We start from the raw sequence: 17,962 nt of genomic DNA, 5'->3' as shown, positions 1-17,962 counted from the left end.
CCATGTCCTGCGTAAACTCTGGCGCCCCACTCACCGTCATTCCGGCGCAGGCCGGAATCCAGGAGCGGCACGGATCGGTCGCCGCGACAGAGCTAGCCGTGCTCTTTTGCGATAACCGCGCACCCTCGCTACTGGATTCCGGCCTGCGCCGGAATGACGGCGAGGGAAATGAACGCTCGGCCAAAAAATTGAAATAGGCCCCCTGGAGTCACCCTATGCTGTCCATCGTCGAAATCGATCTCGGCACACCCAAATCGACATCGCAAACCATGGTGTCGCTGGACATCGACGGCCGCCGCATCGAAGTGCCCGAAGGCACCTCGGTAATGCGCGCTGCCGCGCAGGCCGGCATCAGCATCCCGAAGCTGTGCGCCACCGAGATGCTCGATGCGTTCGGCTCGTGCCGCCTGTGCCTGGTGGAAATCGAAGGCCGCAAGGGCTATCCCGCCTCGTGCACCACGCCGGTGAGCGAAGGCATGAAAGTAGCCACGCAGACGCCGAAGCTTGCCGATATTCGCCGCGGCGTGATGGAGCTCTATATCTCCGATCACCCGCTCGACTGCCTCACCTGCCCCGCCAACGGCCACTGCGAGCTGCAGGACATGGCCGGCGTGGTGGGCCTGCGCGATGTGCGCTACGGCTACGACGGTGCCAATCACGTCAAGCCCAAGCAAACAGACGGCACCGCCAATCCCTTGTTTGCAGCCAAGGACGAATCCAACCCGTATTTTACGTTCGACCCATCCAAGTGCATCGCCTGCTCACGCTGCGTGCGCGCCTGCGACGAAGTGCAAGGCACCTTCGCGCTGACCATCCAGGGTCGCGGCTTTGAGTCCAAGGTTTCGGCCAGCCAGAACAACCGCTTCCTGGATTCGGAATGCGTCTCCTGCGGCGCCTGCGTACAGGCCTGCCCCACGGCGACCCTGTCGGAAAAATCGCTGATCGACAAAGGCCAGGCCGAACACAGCGTGATCACCACCTGCGCGTACTGCGGCGTCGGCTGCAGTTTCCGGGCGGAGATGAAAGGTCAGGACATCGTGCGCATGGTGCCAAACATGGACGGCCATGCGAACCATGGTCACTCCTGCGTGAAGGGCCGCTTCGCGATCGGCTATGCCACGCATCCGGATCGCATCACCACGCCGATGATCCGCGCCAAGATCTCCGACCCGTGGCGCGTGGTGAGCTGGGAGGTAGCGATCGGCCACGTCGCCAGCGAGTTCAAGCGCCTGCAGGCGACCTACGGTAAGCACAGCATCGGCGGCATCACCTCTTCGCGTTGCACCAATGAGGAAACCTATCTGGTGCAGAAGCTGGTGCGTGCCGGCTTCGGCAACAACAACGTGGACACCTGCGCGCGCGTCTGCCATTCGCCCACCGGTTACGGCCTCAAGGCCACGCTCGGCGAATCGGCCGGCACGCAGGATTTCGATTCCATCCGCAGCACCGACGTCGTGCTGGTGATCGGTGCCAACCCCACGGATGCCCACCCGGTGTTCGGCTCGCAGATGAAGCAGCGCCTGCGTGCCGGGGCCAGGTTGATCGTGGTCGATCCGCGCCGCATCGATCTGGTGCGCACGCCGCATATCAAGGCCGACTATCACCTGCGGCTGCGCCCGGGCACCAATGTGGCCCTGCTCGATACGCTGGCCCACGTGATCGTCACCGAAGGCCTGGTCGACGAGGACTTTGTCGCACAGCGATGCGAACCCGAAGCGTTCGCCAAGTGGCGCGCGTTCGTGTCGCAGGAAAAATACAGTCCCGAGGCCATGGAAAGCGTCACTGGCGTGCCGGCAGACTTGGCGCGCGGCGCTGCCCGCCTCTATGCCACCGGCGGCAACGGTGCCATCTATTACGGCCTGGGCGTCACCGAACACGCACAAGGTTCGACCTCGGTGATGGCGATTGCGAACCTCGCCATGGCCACCGGCAATATCGGCCGCGAAGGCGTGGGCGTGAATCCGCTGCGTGGACAGAACAACGTGCAGGGCTCCTGCGACATGGGCTCGTTCCCGCACGAATTCCCAGGCTATCGCCATGTCAGCGACACCACCGTCCGCCAGTCCTTCGAGCAGGCCTGGGGCGTGCCGCTGCTGGGCGAGCCCGGTCTGCGCATTCCCAATATGTTCGAGGCCGCGATGGATGGCAGCTTCAAGGGCTTGTACATCGAAGGCGAGGATATCGCGCAGTCCGATCCCGATACCCAGCACGTCACCGCTGCGCTGACCTCGATGGAATGCATCGTGGTGCAGGACTTGTTCCTCAACGAGACGGCCAAGTTCGCGCATGTCTTCCTGCCCGGCAGTTCGTTCCTGGAAAAGGATGGCACCTTCACCAATGCCGAGCGGCGCATGTCGCTGGTGCGCAAGGTGATGGAACCCAAGGGCGGCTACGCCGACTGGGAAATCACCCAGTTGCTGGCGCAGGCCATGGGCTATCCGATGAACTACACGCATGCCTCGCAGATCCTCGACGAAATCGCAGAACTGACTCCGACGTTCCATGGGGTCAGCTTCGACAAGATCGAAAAGCTGGGTTCCGTCCAGTGGCCGTGCAACGACGAGCATCCCGACGGCACGCCGGTGATGCATGTCGATGAATTCGTGCGCGGCAAAGGCCGCTTCATGCTGACGGAATACGTGGCGACCACCGAGAAAGTGAGCGCCGAGCACCCGCTGATCCTCACCACCGGCCGCATCCTCAGTCAGTACAACGTGGGCGCCCAGACACGCCGCACCGCCAACGTGATGTGGCACGACGAAGACCGCCTCGAAATCCATCCGCATGATGCTGAGGAACGTGGCATCGTCGACAACGACTGGGTCGGCATCGTGAGCCGCGCCGGTGAAACGGTGCTGCGCGCAGTCGTGTCCGAGCGCATGCAGCCCGGCGTGGTCTACACCACCTTCCACTTCCCGGGCTCCGGCGCCAACGTGATCACGACCGAGAATTCGGACTGGGCCACCAACTGTCCCGAATACAAGGTGACCGCAGTGCAGGTGACCCGCGTCAACCAGCCGTCCGAGTGGCAGAAGCGCTATCGCGCCTTCACCGAGGCGCAGGAAGCGTTGCTCGAACAATCGGCGAAGCCCGCTTGACCATGGCTGACGAAGACGAAGCGATGCGCGGCTATGCCGTGCGTGCCGTCGACCGCTGGCGCAATGGCGAGGCGACGCACGAAGAGGATTTCGTCGCCGAAGAAATACCCATCGCCATGAACTACAACGGCGCGACCTTCGCCGTGATGATGGCGACGCCGCACGACCTGGACGATTTCGCGCTGGGCTTCTCGCTCACCGAACGCCTGATCAGCGAGCCCGCGCAATTGCTGCAATTGGAAGTGCACGCCTTGCTGGAAGGCATCGAGCTGGCCATGCGGGTCACCGACAATGCGCATGGCGCCCACCTCGGCCGCGAGCAGGAACGCCTGCTGCCCGGCCGTAGTGGTTGCGGCATCTGCGGTACGCGGGATCTGGAGAATGCTGTTCGCCACGATGGCTCCGTGGGCGACGGCCCCACCGTGACGCGCGAGGCGCTGGAAATCGCCCTGCACGAACTCAAGAGCCGCCAACCGGTGAACCTCGCGACGGGTGCGGTGCACGGAGCCGCCTGGGCCGACGCGTCAGGCCGCATCCTGCTGGTGCGCGAGGACGTTGGTCGCCACAACGCCTTGGACAAGCTGATCGGCGCGATCACACGTGCGGGCATCGACGTCAACGAAGGCTTTGCCGTGGTGACCAGTCGCGCCAGCTACGAAATGGTCACCAAGGCCGCCAGCGCCGGCATCGCCATGCTTGCCGCCATCTCCGCACCCACCGCGCTCGCAGTCGAACTGGCGCGCAGCGCCGGCATCACCCTGGTGGGTTTTGCGCGGCCCGGCAGCCACAATATCTACAGCCATCCCGGCCGCCTGCTGCCGCCGGTGTCAGAGTAAGCACGATGCGCATCGAACGACTCGTCACCATGGCGAACGACATCGCCACCTATTTCACCGTCGAACCCGATCACGCGGCGGCGGTGATCAGCGTGCGCGACCACCTCAAGCGGTTCTGGGATCCGAGCATGCGGCGACAGTTGAAGGCCTATGTCGCGGAAGGCGGCGAGGGTTTGATTCCGCTCGCGCGAGAAGCTGTGAGTGAGTTGGAGCTGCCACCGGTAGACGTGCGCTAAACCTGCGACACCTTGTGGGAGCGCACCCTGTGCGCGACCGCGGCACAACGGCGGCAACGCTCCGTCAGGTTGTCGCGCACAGGGTGCGCTCCCACATGGCGCTTCGCCTCGTCACGGACGCGTGGTCGTCCCACCATCGACGACTTCAATCGCCGTCACGTTCCGCACCCAGCGCGCCGGCCGCTTATCCCCCGGCACCAGCAAGCGCACCGGACCATCCTTGTCCAGCGCCTTGCCATCGCGCATATCCACCAGCAGCACCTGCGTATGCCCCAGCGTGGGATCAAGATCCGCCAGCCCAAACACCACCTGATACTGATCAGCCGCCGTCACCCGCACGAACGAAGCCAGCGCGCGGCCACGCAACGGCTTGTCCAGCGACACGCCTGCCCGCGCCAGCACATCTTCCAGCTTCACGCCCCGCCACTGGCTGGCCGCCTCATCGTGCGCGGACGCCGTGACTTCTTCATGCGGCATCGCGGCCAAGGCCTTGGCATCCAGCGATAGTGCTGGCTTGCCCGCGACCGATACTTCTATGGCTGTCGGCGCAGCGGACGAAGGTGCGTCAGCGCCATGGGCAAAAAGGACCACCCAAACCCCAAGCAACAGAGCACTAAGGGCATATCGATGCCACCTGCGGATTGCCATGCCTAGCTCCCTATGTGCGGTGAATTCACGCGGCTTTCACCGCTGCGGAAAAACGTGAAGCGTACACTCGACTTGTTGCATACAAGCATGCCTTGTCAGTGATCGCCAATACGGATGGCTGCTCTGATCCAGGTCAGGGGGCCAGGGGAATGATCGGTTTAGCTTAACGCGCAGATCTGGGAAGTAACGTCCAGCCTGTGGGAGGTGCGCGTGGAACCATCGGCCAACCCAAGCACCCGCAAGCAGGAGCGCACCACGTTCCTGTTGCTGCTTTTGCTCTTCCCCGTGCTGTCGGTGATGTTTATCGCCGCCTTTGGCTTCGCCGTGTGGTTCTGGCAGATGTTTGTCAGCGGCCCGCCGCATGTCTGACCTTGGCCAAGCACAGGGGACTGCCATGAGGGATGAGCATCACATCTCCAGCCTGGTCGTGCTGCATCGCCCGGATGCCGCACCAACGCTTAGCGCCTTCGTCAACGATCACGACGCACTGGACATCGCCATACAAGGCGAATGCCGCTGCGTGATGGTGTGCGAAACCGACAACCAGCGCGCCGTGATGGATCACATCGACGCACTGCAGATGCTGCCCGGGGTCATCAACGTATCGCTGATCTACCACCACGTGGAGCCCGCCGCCGTCATGGACGAACTGGTGTCCACGGGCGCAATACATCAAGGAGCCGAGCCATGACCCTGTCCATGACGCGCCGCGAATTCATTCGCAACACGGCCGTTGCGGTTGCCGCCAACGTGGCTGGCCTGGCCGTGCCCGCCGCCGCCACCAATGTGCTGCTCGAAGGCGACATGGTCCAGCTCAAGTGGAGCAAGGCGCCCTGCCGCTTCTGCGGCACCGGTTGCGGCGTCAACGTGGCGGTGAAGGATGGCCGCGTGGTGGCCACGCATGGCGATCAGCTCGCCGAAGTGAACCGCGGCATCAACTGCGTGAAGGGCTATTTCCTCTCAAAGATCATGTACGGCGCGGATCGCCTGACTGCGCCGATGCTGCGCAAGAAGAACGGCGTCTACGCCAAGGACGGTGCCTTCACCGAAGTCTCGTGGGACGAGGCGTTCGACGTGATGGCCGAGCAGTTCAAGCGCGTGCTCAAGGAGAAAGGCCCCGAAGCCGTCGGCATGTTCGGCTCCGGCCAATGGACCGTGTGGGAAGGCTACGCAGCCAACAAGCTGCTCAAGGGTGGTTTCCGCAGCAATACACTCGACCCCAATGCACGCCACTGCATGGCTTCGGCTGTGATGGGTTTCATGCGCACGTTCGGCATGGACGAGCCCATGGGTTGCTACGACGATATCGAAGCGGCCGATGCGTTTGTGCTGTGGGGTTCGAACATGGCGGAGATGCATCCGATCCTGTGGACGCGCGTCACCGACCGGCGCCTGTCCAATCCCAATGTCAAAGTCGCCGTGCTGTCCACCTTCGAGCATCGCAGTTTCGAACTGGCCGATATCCCGATCGTGTTCACGCCGCAGACCGATCTGGTGATCCTCAACTACATCGCCAACCACATCATCAAGACGAATCGCGTCAACAAGGATTTCGTCGCCAAGCACACCAGTTTCAAACGCGGCGTCACCGACATCGGCTACGGCTTGCGCCCCGACGATCCGCTGGAAGAAAAAGCCAAGAACGCGAAGGACCCGACTGCCAGCGAGCCGATCGACTTCGACCAGTTCGCCGCCTTTGTGGCGCCGTACACACTGGAAAAAACCGTCGAGATGACCGGCGTGGACAAAGGCTGGCTGCAGCAGCTGGCCGAGCTCTACGCCAATCCGGACATCAAGGTGGTGTCGTTCTGGACCATGGGTTTCAACCAGCACACGCGCGGTGTGTGGGCCAACAACATGGTCTACAACATCCACCTGCTCACCGGAAAAATCGCCACGCCCGGCAACAGCCCGTTCTCGCTGACCGGCCAACCGTCCGCCTGTGGCACCGCGCGCGAAGTGGGCGTGTTCAGCCATCGCCTGCCCGCCGACATGGTGGTCACCAATCCGGAGCATCGCAAACACGCCGAGGAGATCTGGAAGATCCCGCACGGCATCATCCAGCCCAAGCCCGGCTACCACGCGGTACAGCAGAACCGCATGCTGCGCGACGGCAAGCTCAATGCCTACTGGGTGATGTGCAACAACAACGTGCAGGCCGGCGCGAACCTGATGCAGGAGACGTATCTGGGTTACCGCGATCCACGCAATTTCATCGTGGTGTCAGACGCCTATCCCACCGTCACTGCGCAATCAGCCGACCTCATCCTCCCCGCCGCCATGTGGGTGGAGAAAGAAGGCGCCTACGGCAACGCCGAGCGGCGCACACAGTTCTGGCACCAACTGGTGAAGGCGCCGGGACAAGCCCGCTCGGATCTGTGGCAACTGATGGAATTTTCCAAGCGCTTCACCACCGACGAATGCTGGCCGGCGGAGATACTCGCCGCCAATCCGCAGTTCAAGGGCAAGACTCTGTTCGACGTGCTCTATCGCAACGGCAACGTAGACAAGTTCCCCACCACCGAGATGGAAGCGGGCTACGACAACGACGAAGCAGCCGCCTTCGGCTTCTACGTGCAGAAGGGTTTGTTCGAGGAATACGCCGCGTTTGGACGCGGCCATGGACACGACCTCGCCCCGTTCGACGATTACCACAAGGCGCGCGGCCTGCGCTGGCCCGTGGTCGACGGCAAGGAGACGCGCTGGCGTTATCGCGAAGGTGCAGATCCTTATGTGAAAGCAGGCACAGGCTTCCAGTTCTATGGCAATCCCGACGGGCGCGCGGTGATCTGGGCCCTGCCCTACGAGGCACCGCCCGAGATACCCGACAAGGAATACGACCTCTGGTTGTCCACCGGCCGCGTACTCGAGCACTGGCATTCCGGCTCGATGACCATGCGCGTGCCGGAGTTGTATCGCGCCTTCCCCGAAGCCGTTGTATTCATGAATCCGGACGATGCGCGATCGCGCGGACTCAAGCGCGGCGACGAGGTAAAAGTCATTTCCCGTCGCGGCGAAATGCGTTCGCGGGTGGAGACGCGTGGCCGCAACAAGCCGCCGCAAGGCCTGGTGTTCGTGCCGTGGTTCGACGCCGGCCAGCTGATCAACAAGGTGACGCTTGACGCGACCGATCCGATCTCCAAACAGACCGACTACAAGAAGTGTGCGGTCAAGGTCATAGCGGTTTAGGAGAGACATGATGCGCGACAAAGCCCTCATCGTCCTCGCCGTCATCGTGGTGCTGGTGGCCGCCGCGGTTGGATTCGCGGTGGGCAAGAAATCCTCGCCCGAGCCGCATGTGGCCGCCGTACCGGCCACGGCGCCACCGGCGATCGCAAGCACCGCCGAACCCGTGGCCGCAGGCGACCAGATCGACGCCATCCGTCGCGGCGCCCCGGTGAACCAGGAAATCGCCGCCCCGCTGATGGCCCGCGTGGAGAACGCAGACATCAAGCGCGTGCGCGCCTATCCGATGCAGCCACCGACGATCCCGCACTCCATCGACAACTACCAGATCGACAAGAATTCCAATCGTTGCCTGTTGTGCCACGCGCGCGCCAACGCCGACAAATTCCAGGCGCCGCCGGTCAGCGTCACCCACTACATGGATCGCAACGACCAGTTCCTCGCCACCATTTCCCCGCGCCGCTATTTCTGCAACCAGTGCCATGTGGTGCAGACCGACGCCAAGCCGCTGGTCGCGAACAACTTCAAGGACATCGACACCGTGCTCTCCGAGCAGCCCGAGCAGAAGGCGAACTGATATGTGGCCGCGGCTCAAGGAATGGCTCGTTGCCTTATGGCGGACGATCCGCCGCCCCAGCGTCCACTACAGCCTCGGCTTTCTCACCCTGGGCGGCTTTATCGCGGGCGTGATGTTCTGGGGTGCGTTCAACACGGGACTTGAGTTGACCAATACCGAGGCGTTCTGCACCGGTTGCCACGAGATGCACGACAACGTCTTCCAGGAACTGAAGTCGACCATCCACTACACCAACCGCTCCGGCGTACGCGCCACCTGCCCCGACTGCCACGTGCCACATCAGTGGACCGACAAGATCGCGCGCAAGATGCAGGCCTCCAAGGAGGTCTACGGCAAGATCTTCGGCACCGTCAACACGCGCGAGAAGTTTCTCGACCACCGCCTGGAACTGGCCGAACACGAATGGGCGCGATTGAAAGCCAACGATTCGCTGGAATGCCGCAACTGCCATAACTACACATCGATGGACCTCACGCGCCAGTCGACGCGCGCGGCGGAAATCCACAAGCGCTGGCTGGGCTCGGGCGAGAAGACCTGCATCGATTGCCACAAGGGCATCGCGCATCACYTGCCRGATATGACCGGCGTGCCGCAGGGCTGAGSAGSCCGCCCCCCTGTGGGAGCGCACCCTGTGCGCGATCGTATCGCGCATCACCTGCCAGATATGACCGGCGCCCCGCGGGGTCGTCGCGCACAGGGTGCGCTCCCACAAGGGCGGTCAGGTAGTCGCAGGCGGCCCCTTCAACTCCACCATATTCCCCTGCGGGTCGTACAGGTAAATCGACGGACCCTCGCCCTTCGCCCCGTAGCGCGAACCGATATCCCCCACGCGCACGCCATGCGCCTTGAGATGGGCCACGATCGCCGCCTCGTCGTAGTTCTCCACCTGCAGGCATAGGTGATCCATGTTGTGACCCTCGCCGCCCGGACCCGCGCCACCCAGACGGCCGAGCTTGCTGTCCAGCGCCACCAGGTCGATCAGCGAGTCGCCAGCGCGCAGTTGGACCAGGCCGATCTCGTCCTGGCGGCGCTCTTCGTGGCAACCCAGCACGTCGATATAGAAGCGCTCCATGGCCTCGGCATCGCGTACGCGCAGCACCACGTGGTCGATCCGGGCCAGCTGAAACGGGGGCTTGGGCATGGGGCGGCTCCTGAGGCGGGCCTTTCATCTTATGCCGTTTGAGACAAGGGCCGCACGGTGGGCGACGCCCCGGACCGCCAGGGAGGAAATCCCGGCCGAGGCAGCTTATAATCGTCGTTTAGCGTGTGGTGGGAGAAGCGGTGAGAACCGCTGCCGAAGGCGCAACGCCCGTAATCGCTCAGGCCCCAGACCATCACACGCACAGAAACTCTGGAGAGACCGGTTAAATCCGGCGCCGAAGGGGCACGAAGCGTGGGCTCGTTGAGCCTGCTCTTCCAAACTCTCAGGCAAAAGGACAGAGGGGCGCTTCGCGTGCGGCATGCACGTTCGGCCTTTATTGGCCATTTTCGGAAGCCCCTGCCATGAGTCAGAACGCCCATCCTTCCCTGCGTGATCTCGAGCACCACGACGCCTTCATCGAGCGTCATATCGGCCCCAACGACGCTGAAATCGCCAAGATGCTGGCGCTGCTGGGCTTCGACTCGCTGGAAGCGATGACCGACGCCATCGTGCCGGGCAAGATCAAGTCGCCGGCGCCGCTGGCCCTGCCCTCGCCGATCACCGAAGTGGAAGCGCTGGCCAAGATCCGCGCCATCGCCGACAAGAACCAGGTGTTCCGCAGCTTCATCGGCCAGGGCTACTACGGCACGCTGACCCCGAACGTCATCCTGCGCAACATCCTGGAAAACCCGGCGTGGTACACGGCCTATACGCCGTACCAGGCCGAGATCTCGCAGGGCCGCATGGAAGCGCTGATCAACTTCCAGACCATGTGCGCCGACCTCACCGGCATGGAGATTGCCAACGCGTCCCTGCTCGATGAAGGCACCGCCGCCGCCGAAGCGATGACGCTGGCCAAGCGTTCGACCAAGTCCAAGTCCAATCTGTTCTTCGTCTCCAACGCCGTGCATCCGCAGACGCTGGAAGTGATCAAGACCCGCGCCGAAGCGATGGGCATCGACCTGCACATCGGCGACGACAGCGAAGCCGCCAGCGTCGACAGCTACGGCGTGCTGCTGCAGTACCCCAACACCTTCGGCCAGATCAACGACTACAAGGCGCTGGCCGACGCAGTGCACGCGCGCCACGGCGTGGTCTGCGTGGCCACCGACCTGCTCGCCCTTACCGTGATCGCCTCGCCGGGCGAATGGGGCGCCGACATCGTGGTCGGCAACACCCAGCGTTTTGGCGTGCCGTTCGGTTTCGGTGGCCCGCATGCCGCCTTCATGGCTTGCCGCGACAGCTACAAGCGTTCGATGCCGGGCCGCCTGATCGGCGTCTCCATCGATGCCGAAGGCAAGCCGGCTTATCGCCTTACGCTGCAGACGCGCGAGCAGCACATCCGCCGCGAGAAGGCGACCTCCAACATCTGTACCGCGCAGGTGCTGCTCGCCGTGATGGCCAGCATGTACGCCGTGTACCACGGTCCGGAAGGCCTGGTGCGCATTGCGCGTCGCACGCATCGCCTTGCCGCGATCCTTGCCGGCGCGCTGCGTGATGCCGGCGTCACCGTTGGCCCGGACTTCTTCGACACGCTGCACGTGGTCAACGTCGATGCCGCCGCCATCCATGCGAAGGCCAAGGCCGCCGGCATCAACCTGCGCCAGATCGACGGCAAGAGCCTGGGCATCAGCCTCGATGAAACCACCACGCGCGCGGACGTCATCGCCGTCGCTGCGCTGTTTGGCGCCACCATCGCCGATATCGACGCGCTCGACGCCAAGACCAACGACGCCCTGCCCGCCGGCCTCGCCCGTACGTCGAAGTTCATGACGCACCCGGCGTTCAACACGCACCACAGCGAGCACGAGCTGCTGCGCTACATGCGTTCGCTGGCCGACAAGGATCTGGCGATGGATCGCACCATGATCCCGCTGGGCAGCTGCACCATGAAGCTCAACGCCACGGCCGAAATGATCCCGGTGACGTGGCCCGAGTTCGCCAACATCCATCCGCTGGCCCCGGCTGATCAGGCCACCGGCTACAAGCAGCTGATCGACGAGCTGGAAGCGATGCTGGTGGAATGCACCGGCTACGACGCCGTGAGCCTGCAGCCGAACTCCGGCGCGCAAGGCGAATACGCCGGCCTGCTCGCCATCCGCGCCTATCACCGCTCGCGCGGCGAAGGCCATCGCGATATCTGCCTGATCCCCGAATCCGCGCACGGCACCAACCCGGCCTCCGCGCAGATGTGCGGCATGCAGGTGGTGGTGACCAAGTGCGACGCCAACGGCAACGTCGATGTGGAAGACATCAAGCGCGCCGCCGAGAAGTTCAGCGATCGCCTCGCCGCCCTGATGATCACCTACCCGTCCACGCACGGCGTGTTCGAGGAAGACATCGTCAAGATCTGCGAGATCGTGCACGAGCACGGCGGCCAGGTGTACACCGACGGCGCCAACATGAATGCGCTGGTCGGCGTGGCCAAGCCGGGCAAGTGGGGTTCGGACGTCTCGCACCTCAACCTGCACAAGACCTTCTGCATCCCGCACGGCGGTGGCGGCCCGGGCGTGGGCCCGTGCGCGGTGAAGTCGCATCTCGCCCCGTTCCTTCCTCGTACTTATGCCGACATCCCTGTCGGCGAAGATCAAGAAGCTGCCATCCATGGCAGCACTCCTCACAAGAGCGCTGGCTCCGTAGGCATGGTCTCCGCGGCGAGCTACGGCTCCGCCTCGATCCTGCCGATCAGCTGGATGTACATCACCATGATGGGCGCCAGCGGCCTGCGCCGCGCCACCCAGGTCGCGCTGCTCAACGCCAACTACATCGCCAAGCGCCTGGCACCGCACTACGAGACGCTCTACACCGGCCGCAACGGCCTGGTGGCACACGAGTGCATCCTCGACCTGCGCCCGCTCAAGGACGCCACCGGCATCGGCGCAGAAGACGTCGCCAAGCGCCTCATCGACTTCGGCTTCCACGCACCGACGCTGAGCTTCCCGGTTGCCGGTACGCTGATGGTCGAACCGACCGAAAGCGAATCGCAGTCCGAGCTCGATCGCTTCATCGACGCCATGATCCAGATCCGCGACGAAATCCGCGCCGTGGACGAAGGCAAGCTCGACCGCGAAGACAACCCGCTCAAGCACGCCCCGCACACCGCCGTGATGGTGTCCGCCTCCGAGTGGACCCACGCCTACACCCGCGAACTGGCCGCCTTCCCGCTACCCAGCCTGAAGTTCCAGAAGTACTGGTCGCCGGTCGCCCGCGTGGACAACGTCTACGGCGACAAGAACGTCTTCTGCAGCTGCGTACCGGTGGAAGCGTTCAAGGGCGAGATCGAGGCTTTCAGCGAACCGAACGTCGCCTGAGCTTGCCCTCAGCGTGAATAAAAAAAGGGCTCCGCATGCGGAGCCCTTTTTTTTGTTGAAAGCCATGCAGCACGTCAGACGCTTGCGACTGCTGGCTCCTGCGGTTTGGCCGCGATCATGCGATGGTAGGCGAAGGTGCCGCGCACGCCATTGATAAAGCAAAACAACAGCACCACGGCCATGAAGATGCCAAAGTAAGCCTGCGGCTGCGTGGCAAACTGGAAAATCTTTTCCAGCACAAACAACACCAGGCCAATCACCGCGAACACCCGCGAGCGACGCCGGATGCGCCAGGCAATGATGGCCAGGAACAGCGCGTCGGCGTAAGCGAACGCATTGATGCCCATGACGCTGTGGTTGGACAGCAGGCTGATGGTGGCGACAACTGCCGTCACGACCGCACAAAACACTGCGGCCCAGAATCCCTGATTGGATGCCTGCTCGGCATCGGCGATGTTTCCGAACGTCGGCCAGTACCAGCGTTCCTGCTTGTAACGCGATCCCATAACTCCCCCTGTGATTTCTTGCGCCGGCACCCCCGTGCCGGCTCAGCGATGGTAAGGGCTATCTGCTGTTTCGGCACCTGGTCAGATCGCCATGCCGACCTTAGACAACGTTGTCAGAAAAGTCTCAACGGAAACGGCTAGCCATCCAAACGTCTGAATCGTTCTAGTCGCAACGCACCATCCCGCATCGCCATAGACCTCAAGCAATCCGCCGTCGAACGCGCTGCAACGCACGAAAAACACGGCACGTCGCGCCATATAACCATCCATCCATAACGATCGATTTGGCGTCCCAAATTCACAACCCCCATCACAGTTCCCATCGTCTTTTAAGGACAACGTTGTCAAGAGTGGACACAAAGACGACATCGTCATGACCACGGCAAGTCATGACCCACAGGGAAAGCACGGGGACGCCCACCGCCGATCGGACTCGGCTCGTCGCCAGGGAAACCTTCCGCCTTAGTGATGCAACACAACCAGGAGACGCTTCCATGCACTTGAAGAAGTCGGTTGTTTGGCTACGCACGGCACTCAACGCCATCGGCACCACCGCAGGTGGTGCGATGGCCATGAGCTTGATGACGCTCGCTCCCGTTCAAGCCGTACACGCGCAGGCCACCTGCGCCGCGGCGTGGAGCGCAAGCACGGTTTACACCGGCGGCCAGACCGCGAGCGAGAACGGCACCAACTACCTCGCCAACTGGTGGACGCAGGGCAATGACCCCGCCACCAACAGCGGCGGTGCAGGCTCCGGCCAGCCGTGGACCTCGCAAGGCGCGTGTACGGGCGGATCCGGTGGTGGCGGCACAGGCGGCGGTGGTACTGGCGGTGGCGGCACGGGTGGCGGTGGCACAGGTCCCACCAATCCGCCCGGCACCGGCGCGAACCTGGTGTTCAGTCCCTACAAGGACGTGACCATCAACCTCAACTGGAACACCAATGTCATGCAGACCGCGGCGGCCACGGGCTCGTCGATACCGGTGGTCGGCAGTGGCAGCCTCAAGTCCAACTACGTGACCAACCTTGGCGCCATCACCCTCGCCTTCGCCACCGGCGAATGCGGCAGCGAAAACTGGGGCGGCGTCCCGGGCGCCAGCTTCGCCAGCGCGAATATCTCCGCGCTTTCCAATGCCGGCGTGTCCTACATCGTCTCTACCGGCGGCCAGGCAGGCACCTTCACCTGCGGCAGCACCGCCAACTTCGCTACGTTCCTGTCGCGCTACATGTCGCCGAAGATGGTGGGCGTGGACTTCGACATCGAAGGCGGCCAATCGCAGGCGACCATCAACAACCTCGTCGCTGCCGCCGTGTACGGCCAGTCGCTATATCCGAACCTGCGCTTCTCCTTCACCCTCGCCACGCTCGGCGCATCCGACGGCAGCTACGGTGGCGTCAACAGCCTCGGCGATATGGTGGTGAAGGCGATCAAGGCCTCCTCACTGACCAACTACACCATCAACCTGATGGCGATGGACTACGGCTCATCCGCCGCCTCGTACTTGTGCGTGGTAGCAAACGGCAGCTGCGACATGGGCCAATCCGCAATCCAGGCGGTGAAGAATCTCGAACACACCTACGGCATCTCGCCGAACAAAATCGAGATCACCCCGATGATCGGCATCAACGACGCCGCGAGTGAAAACTTCACCATCGCCAACGCCGACGCCATCACCACCTACGCCGTCGCCAACGGCCTCGCCGGCATCCACTTCTGGTCGCTCGACCGCGATACGCCGTGTAATCAGAACTACGCATCGCCGACGTGCAACTCGGTGCCGTCGACGACGCCGTTGCAGTATACGAAGCGGTTCTTGAGCGATTTGGGGCGGTAAGCCATCGGATCACGGGTCGGCGCAGACGCCGACCCGTGATCACTGCCCGAAGCTCAGTCCCACCAGAGAAAGACCGTGTGCGTGCGCTCTATCTCTTTCTGCAACGCATCCACCGTCAAAGTGCCTTGATCCACGATGTCCGGGCAGAATGCATACAGGTCCTTTGCGAACGCGCGCATATCACGCGGCGGCTTCTTTAGGCGAAACTGGATGGTGTCCGTTTCCGCCTGAAAAATATCGATGCCATACGCGGCATCCCATGTCCGGAGTTTCTTGATCAGATCTTCCGTACCCATGCCGTGATTGACCGCATCGGATGCAGCAATCCGCAGTACGTCGAATTGCGACGTTCCCTTTCCGATCACAATCTCGGCCCCGACCGAAGGCGGGGCGGCAAGGCTGTTGGTTGTTCCGATGAACGCCACAAGGCCCGGCCCAAGCCTGCCACGAAGATCGCGCAAGAGTGTTTCCGCAAGCTCCGGCTTTACCACCACGGAACGCGCGCCCGAATACTGATCCCGGCCGAAGTCCCTGGTCGAATAGTGGCGAACCTCACCGAGGTTCTGCTGTTCAAGGTAAGCCGAAGCTTCATCAAGAGTACGCAAGCTTTGTACGCCGGACGCGGATGCGCCCGAGGCAAATACCAACCCTGCAATCCATGTCCAAATACGCTTGCTCATGTTCACCTCCCCTGAGATGCGAGTCGTCATCGATGACCACGCGCATGATGCCGCATTCAGCGCTCGCCAAAAACAAGGCCCCGCATGAAGCAGGGCCTTGGTGTTCGGCACACTAATCGTGATCAGGCAAACGGATCATCCAGCACAATCGAGCAAACGGGACAGAGGTAGTTAGTTCGAACAATGACGGTGGGACTTAGCTGCCTCTGTCCCTTTCATCGGTCCCGCTTGTCGTGCGTTTGCCCTTAATCAACAAGAGGCCGATAAGCGCGCACCACAGGCTTTGCCCTTTCCAGGTCGTATCGCGCCTGAAGTGCCAGCCAGTAGAAGGCGGTGGTGTCGAAAGCGAGGGAGAGGCGGATGGCGATCTTGGCGGTGATGGGGTGGGTGTCGGCGATGAAGGCTTTGATCTGATTGGACGGTATGCCGGTGCGGCGGGCGAGTTGGGCGGGATTGAGGGCGTTCGGAATCAGGTAGGCGTGCAGCAGGATGTCGCCGGGGGCTCGCAGCGGTTGCGAGGGGTCGATTTCCGAATGCGGGGTGAGCTGGATCAGTTCCATGGTGGTTCCTCCCTGTCGGACACGGCCGCACAGCGGATAGGCGCTTACAGCGCTCCGTGTCAGTGAATGCTTGGCAGCTTCGTCGGTGATTGCCCGAACGCGGCGCATCGCCATGCCGGCCGATGCGCTGCAACGGCGATCATCGGAGGCGTGTGGTGTTCGCTCGAGGCTCGTCACCGAGCAGGCGGCTGTACTGCTGCAAGCAGTGAATGGCCGTGCCCAAGCTGGCCGTGACGGCCGCGGGAAGCGGCCATGGCAGCGCTCTGCCGGGGAATCCTCGCGCCTGCGCCTGGCGGCACTGCTCGCTGTCGACACGCAGGCGCATGAGGGCGAGCACCGCCAGGGCGATGTCGCCGCGAGTGCTATGACGCAGGGTTTCGGGCCATGCCACCGCCTCGGATAACGAGTCGTCAGGCGGAGGAGCGAGGGTGTCGTCAGGGGGAACGGACGAGCGAATGCGTACCGTATGATCGCGGGTAGCCATGATCAACTCTCTTGAAGTTGGTGATGGTTAGCGGGCTGTGGGTGTTAGTCGCACTCACGGCCCGCGCCTCATGACTTGGTAGTCATGGTCATTCGCGAGACGTGCAACACGACAACGCGAGTGACTGGCTGACCCTAACAATCAGGCTTGCCATCGTCTGTCAGGGATGGGCGAGATGGATGTCCGCGTGGCCACAGGTAAGCGTGAGGGCAAAGGGCTATCTCGGAGTCAACCTTTCCGGCTAGAAATCGAGGTCCAGAAGAGGTGAAAGTGCACTCTGCCCCTGTTTTGGCGAAAGATTTCCGGGTCAATGAGGTGATGTATGTTGGAATTTGAAAAGTTGCGCTTCGACGACGCTGAAATATCCAGCGTCACGTTAGTTGGCGATGAGCTACATGTCGCCTATCTCAACTGGAGAGAGCAAGAGTCCGAACTGGTCTTTAGGCAAGTTGCGGGGTATCAATGGTTCAGTCCTGAAGGCAAGGCGCTAAGCCACGGGACTATCGAGATTGAAGATCCTTTCCTATCGTTGGCCTGTGACATGGCCGATGAGGATTCTGTTGAAGGGTTTAAGGTTTTTTCGTTTGTGTCTGCATGGAACGACGCGAAAATGCTTCGAATTGTGGCTAAGGAAGTCGCCTCTTCAGGGAACTAATGGGCTAACGTAGTTAGACGACCCGTACTACAACAACGACTTTCTGAAAACGGGACGGAGGTAGTTAACACCTCATGTTGTAGCCAGTAACGCTACGCTCGTAGCCAACATGGCTACGCTTTCGAGGCGAACAGACTCCAACGCCATCCGGTAGTAAAAAGAAGCCCCGCGATTGCAGGGCCTTTTTGTTTGCCTTGCCTACGCACTAA

16 protein-coding genes and 1 riboswitch are annotated in these 17,962 nt (G+C 62.5%); of the genes, 11 read left to right on the top strand and 5 right to left on the bottom strand.

Translation table 11 applies throughout. The annotated features are described in order from the left end of the window. Positions 1-215 precede the first annotated feature (215 nt). Genes fdhF through AC1DKY_RS07515 form a run of 3 tightly spaced genes read left to right on the top strand, consistent with a single transcriptional unit; the run spans position 216 to position 4,170 of the window. Entirely contained in the window at positions 216-3,098 is a 2,883-nt protein-coding gene (gene fdhF, locus AC1DKY_RS07525; RefSeq protein ID WP_441603533.1) for a formate dehydrogenase subunit alpha, read from the top strand. A gap of 2 nt (positions 3,099-3,100) precedes the next feature. Further along, positions 3,101-3,934, top strand: a complete 834-nt coding sequence (gene fdhD, locus AC1DKY_RS07520) for a formate dehydrogenase accessory sulfurtransferase FdhD (RefSeq protein WP_441603534.1) — start codon at positions 3,101-3,103, stop codon at positions 3,932-3,934. Positions 3,935-3,939: 5 nt separating this feature from the next. Continuing rightward, positions 3,940-4,170 carry a formate dehydrogenase subunit delta gene (locus tag AC1DKY_RS07515; protein WP_441603535.1) on the top strand — a complete coding sequence of 77 codons (231 nt, stop codon included), beginning with the start codon at positions 3,940-3,942 and terminating at the stop codon, positions 4,168-4,170. Positions 4,171-4,281: 111 nt separating this feature from the next. On the opposite strand, the gene AC1DKY_RS07510 is transcribed toward AC1DKY_RS07515, so the two are convergent. Continuing rightward, positions 4,282-4,818: a molybdopterin-dependent oxidoreductase gene (locus AC1DKY_RS07510; RefSeq protein WP_441603536.1), complete on the bottom strand. Its 537-nt coding sequence runs from the start codon at positions 4,816-4,818 to the stop codon at positions 4,282-4,284. Between the two features lie 210 nt (positions 4,819-5,028). Here AC1DKY_RS07510 and AC1DKY_RS07505 point away from each other — a divergent pair, with 210 nt between their 5' ends. From AC1DKY_RS07505 to AC1DKY_RS07485, 5 genes are read left to right on the top strand one after another with little or no spacing between them, the layout of a single operon-like run. Beyond that, positions 5,029-5,187 (top strand): periplasmic nitrate reductase, NapE protein, encoded by a 159-nt coding sequence (locus tag AC1DKY_RS07505; RefSeq protein ID WP_441603537.1) that lies wholly within the window; start codon positions 5,029-5,031, stop codon positions 5,185-5,187. Between the two features lie 25 nt (positions 5,188-5,212). Then, complete coding sequence (locus AC1DKY_RS07500) at positions 5,213-5,509, top strand: chaperone NapD (RefSeq protein WP_441603538.1); 297 nt, start codon at positions 5,213-5,215, stop codon at positions 5,507-5,509. Further along, positions 5,506-8,007, top strand: a complete 2,502-nt coding sequence (napA, locus tag AC1DKY_RS07495) for a periplasmic nitrate reductase subunit alpha (RefSeq protein ID WP_441603539.1) — start codon at positions 5,506-5,508, stop codon at positions 8,005-8,007. The genes AC1DKY_RS07500 and napA overlap by 4 nt, the downstream gene beginning before the upstream one ends. Before the next feature lie 10 nt (positions 8,008-8,017). Then, on the top strand, positions 8,018-8,581 hold the full coding sequence (locus AC1DKY_RS07490) for a nitrate reductase cytochrome c-type subunit (RefSeq protein WP_441603540.1): 564 nt from the start codon (positions 8,018-8,020) through the stop codon (positions 8,579-8,581). Between the two features lies 1 nt (position 8,582). Further along, a complete protein-coding gene (locus tag AC1DKY_RS07485; protein WP_441603541.1) occupies positions 8,583-9,182 on the top strand; it encodes a cytochrome c3 family protein in 600 nt (199 codons plus the stop codon). A gap of 117 nt (positions 9,183-9,299) precedes the next feature. Here the strand turns inward: AC1DKY_RS07485 and AC1DKY_RS07480 are convergent, their stop codons facing one another. Beyond that, a complete protein-coding gene (locus AC1DKY_RS07480; protein WP_441603542.1) occupies positions 9,300-9,722 on the bottom strand; it encodes a VOC family protein in 423 nt (140 codons plus the stop codon). Positions 9,723-9,922: 200 nt separating this feature from the next. Further along, positions 9,923-10,031: riboswitch (glycine riboswitch) on the top strand. Positions 10,032-10,084: 53 nt separating this feature from the next. Between AC1DKY_RS07480 and gcvP the strand changes: the two genes are divergently transcribed. Beyond that, a complete protein-coding gene (gcvP, locus tag AC1DKY_RS07475; protein WP_441603543.1) occupies positions 10,085-13,033 on the top strand; it encodes an aminomethyl-transferring glycine dehydrogenase in 2,949 nt (982 codons plus the stop codon). Positions 13,034-13,107: 74 nt separating this feature from the next. On the opposite strand, the gene AC1DKY_RS07470 is transcribed toward gcvP, so the two are convergent. Beyond that, positions 13,108-13,569: a hypothetical protein gene (locus AC1DKY_RS07470; RefSeq protein ID WP_441611072.1), complete on the bottom strand. Its 462-nt coding sequence runs from the start codon at positions 13,567-13,569 to the stop codon at positions 13,108-13,110. Between the two features lie 464 nt (positions 13,570-14,033). Here AC1DKY_RS07470 and AC1DKY_RS07465 point away from each other — a divergent pair, with 464 nt between their 5' ends. Next, positions 14,034-15,374, top strand: coding sequence for a carbohydrate-binding protein (locus AC1DKY_RS07465; protein WP_441603545.1), 1,341 nt, complete (start codon positions 14,034-14,036; stop codon positions 15,372-15,374). Between the two features lie 53 nt (positions 15,375-15,427). Here AC1DKY_RS07465 and AC1DKY_RS07460 read toward each other — a convergent pair whose 3' ends face one another. After that, positions 15,428-16,054, bottom strand: a complete 627-nt coding sequence (locus AC1DKY_RS07460) for a DUF4253 domain-containing protein (RefSeq protein WP_441603546.1) — start codon at positions 16,052-16,054, stop codon at positions 15,428-15,430. 245 nt (positions 16,055-16,299) lie between these two features. Beyond that, positions 16,300-16,614 (bottom strand): HigA family addiction module antitoxin, encoded by a 315-nt coding sequence (locus AC1DKY_RS07455; RefSeq protein WP_441603547.1) that lies wholly within the window; start codon positions 16,612-16,614, stop codon positions 16,300-16,302. Between the two features lie 806 nt (positions 16,615-17,420). On the opposite strand from AC1DKY_RS07455, the gene AC1DKY_RS07450 reads away from it, so the two are divergent. After that, positions 17,421-17,753, top strand: a complete 333-nt coding sequence (locus AC1DKY_RS07450; protein ID WP_441603548.1) for a hypothetical protein — start codon at positions 17,421-17,423, stop codon at positions 17,751-17,753. The last annotated feature ends 209 nt before the right edge of the window (positions 17,754-17,962 follow it).

The organism is Dyella sp. 01N448 (assembly GCF_056399225.1).
Note: the sequence above shows the minus strand (reverse complement) of the source record. Positions and strands in the feature narration are given on the sequence as shown.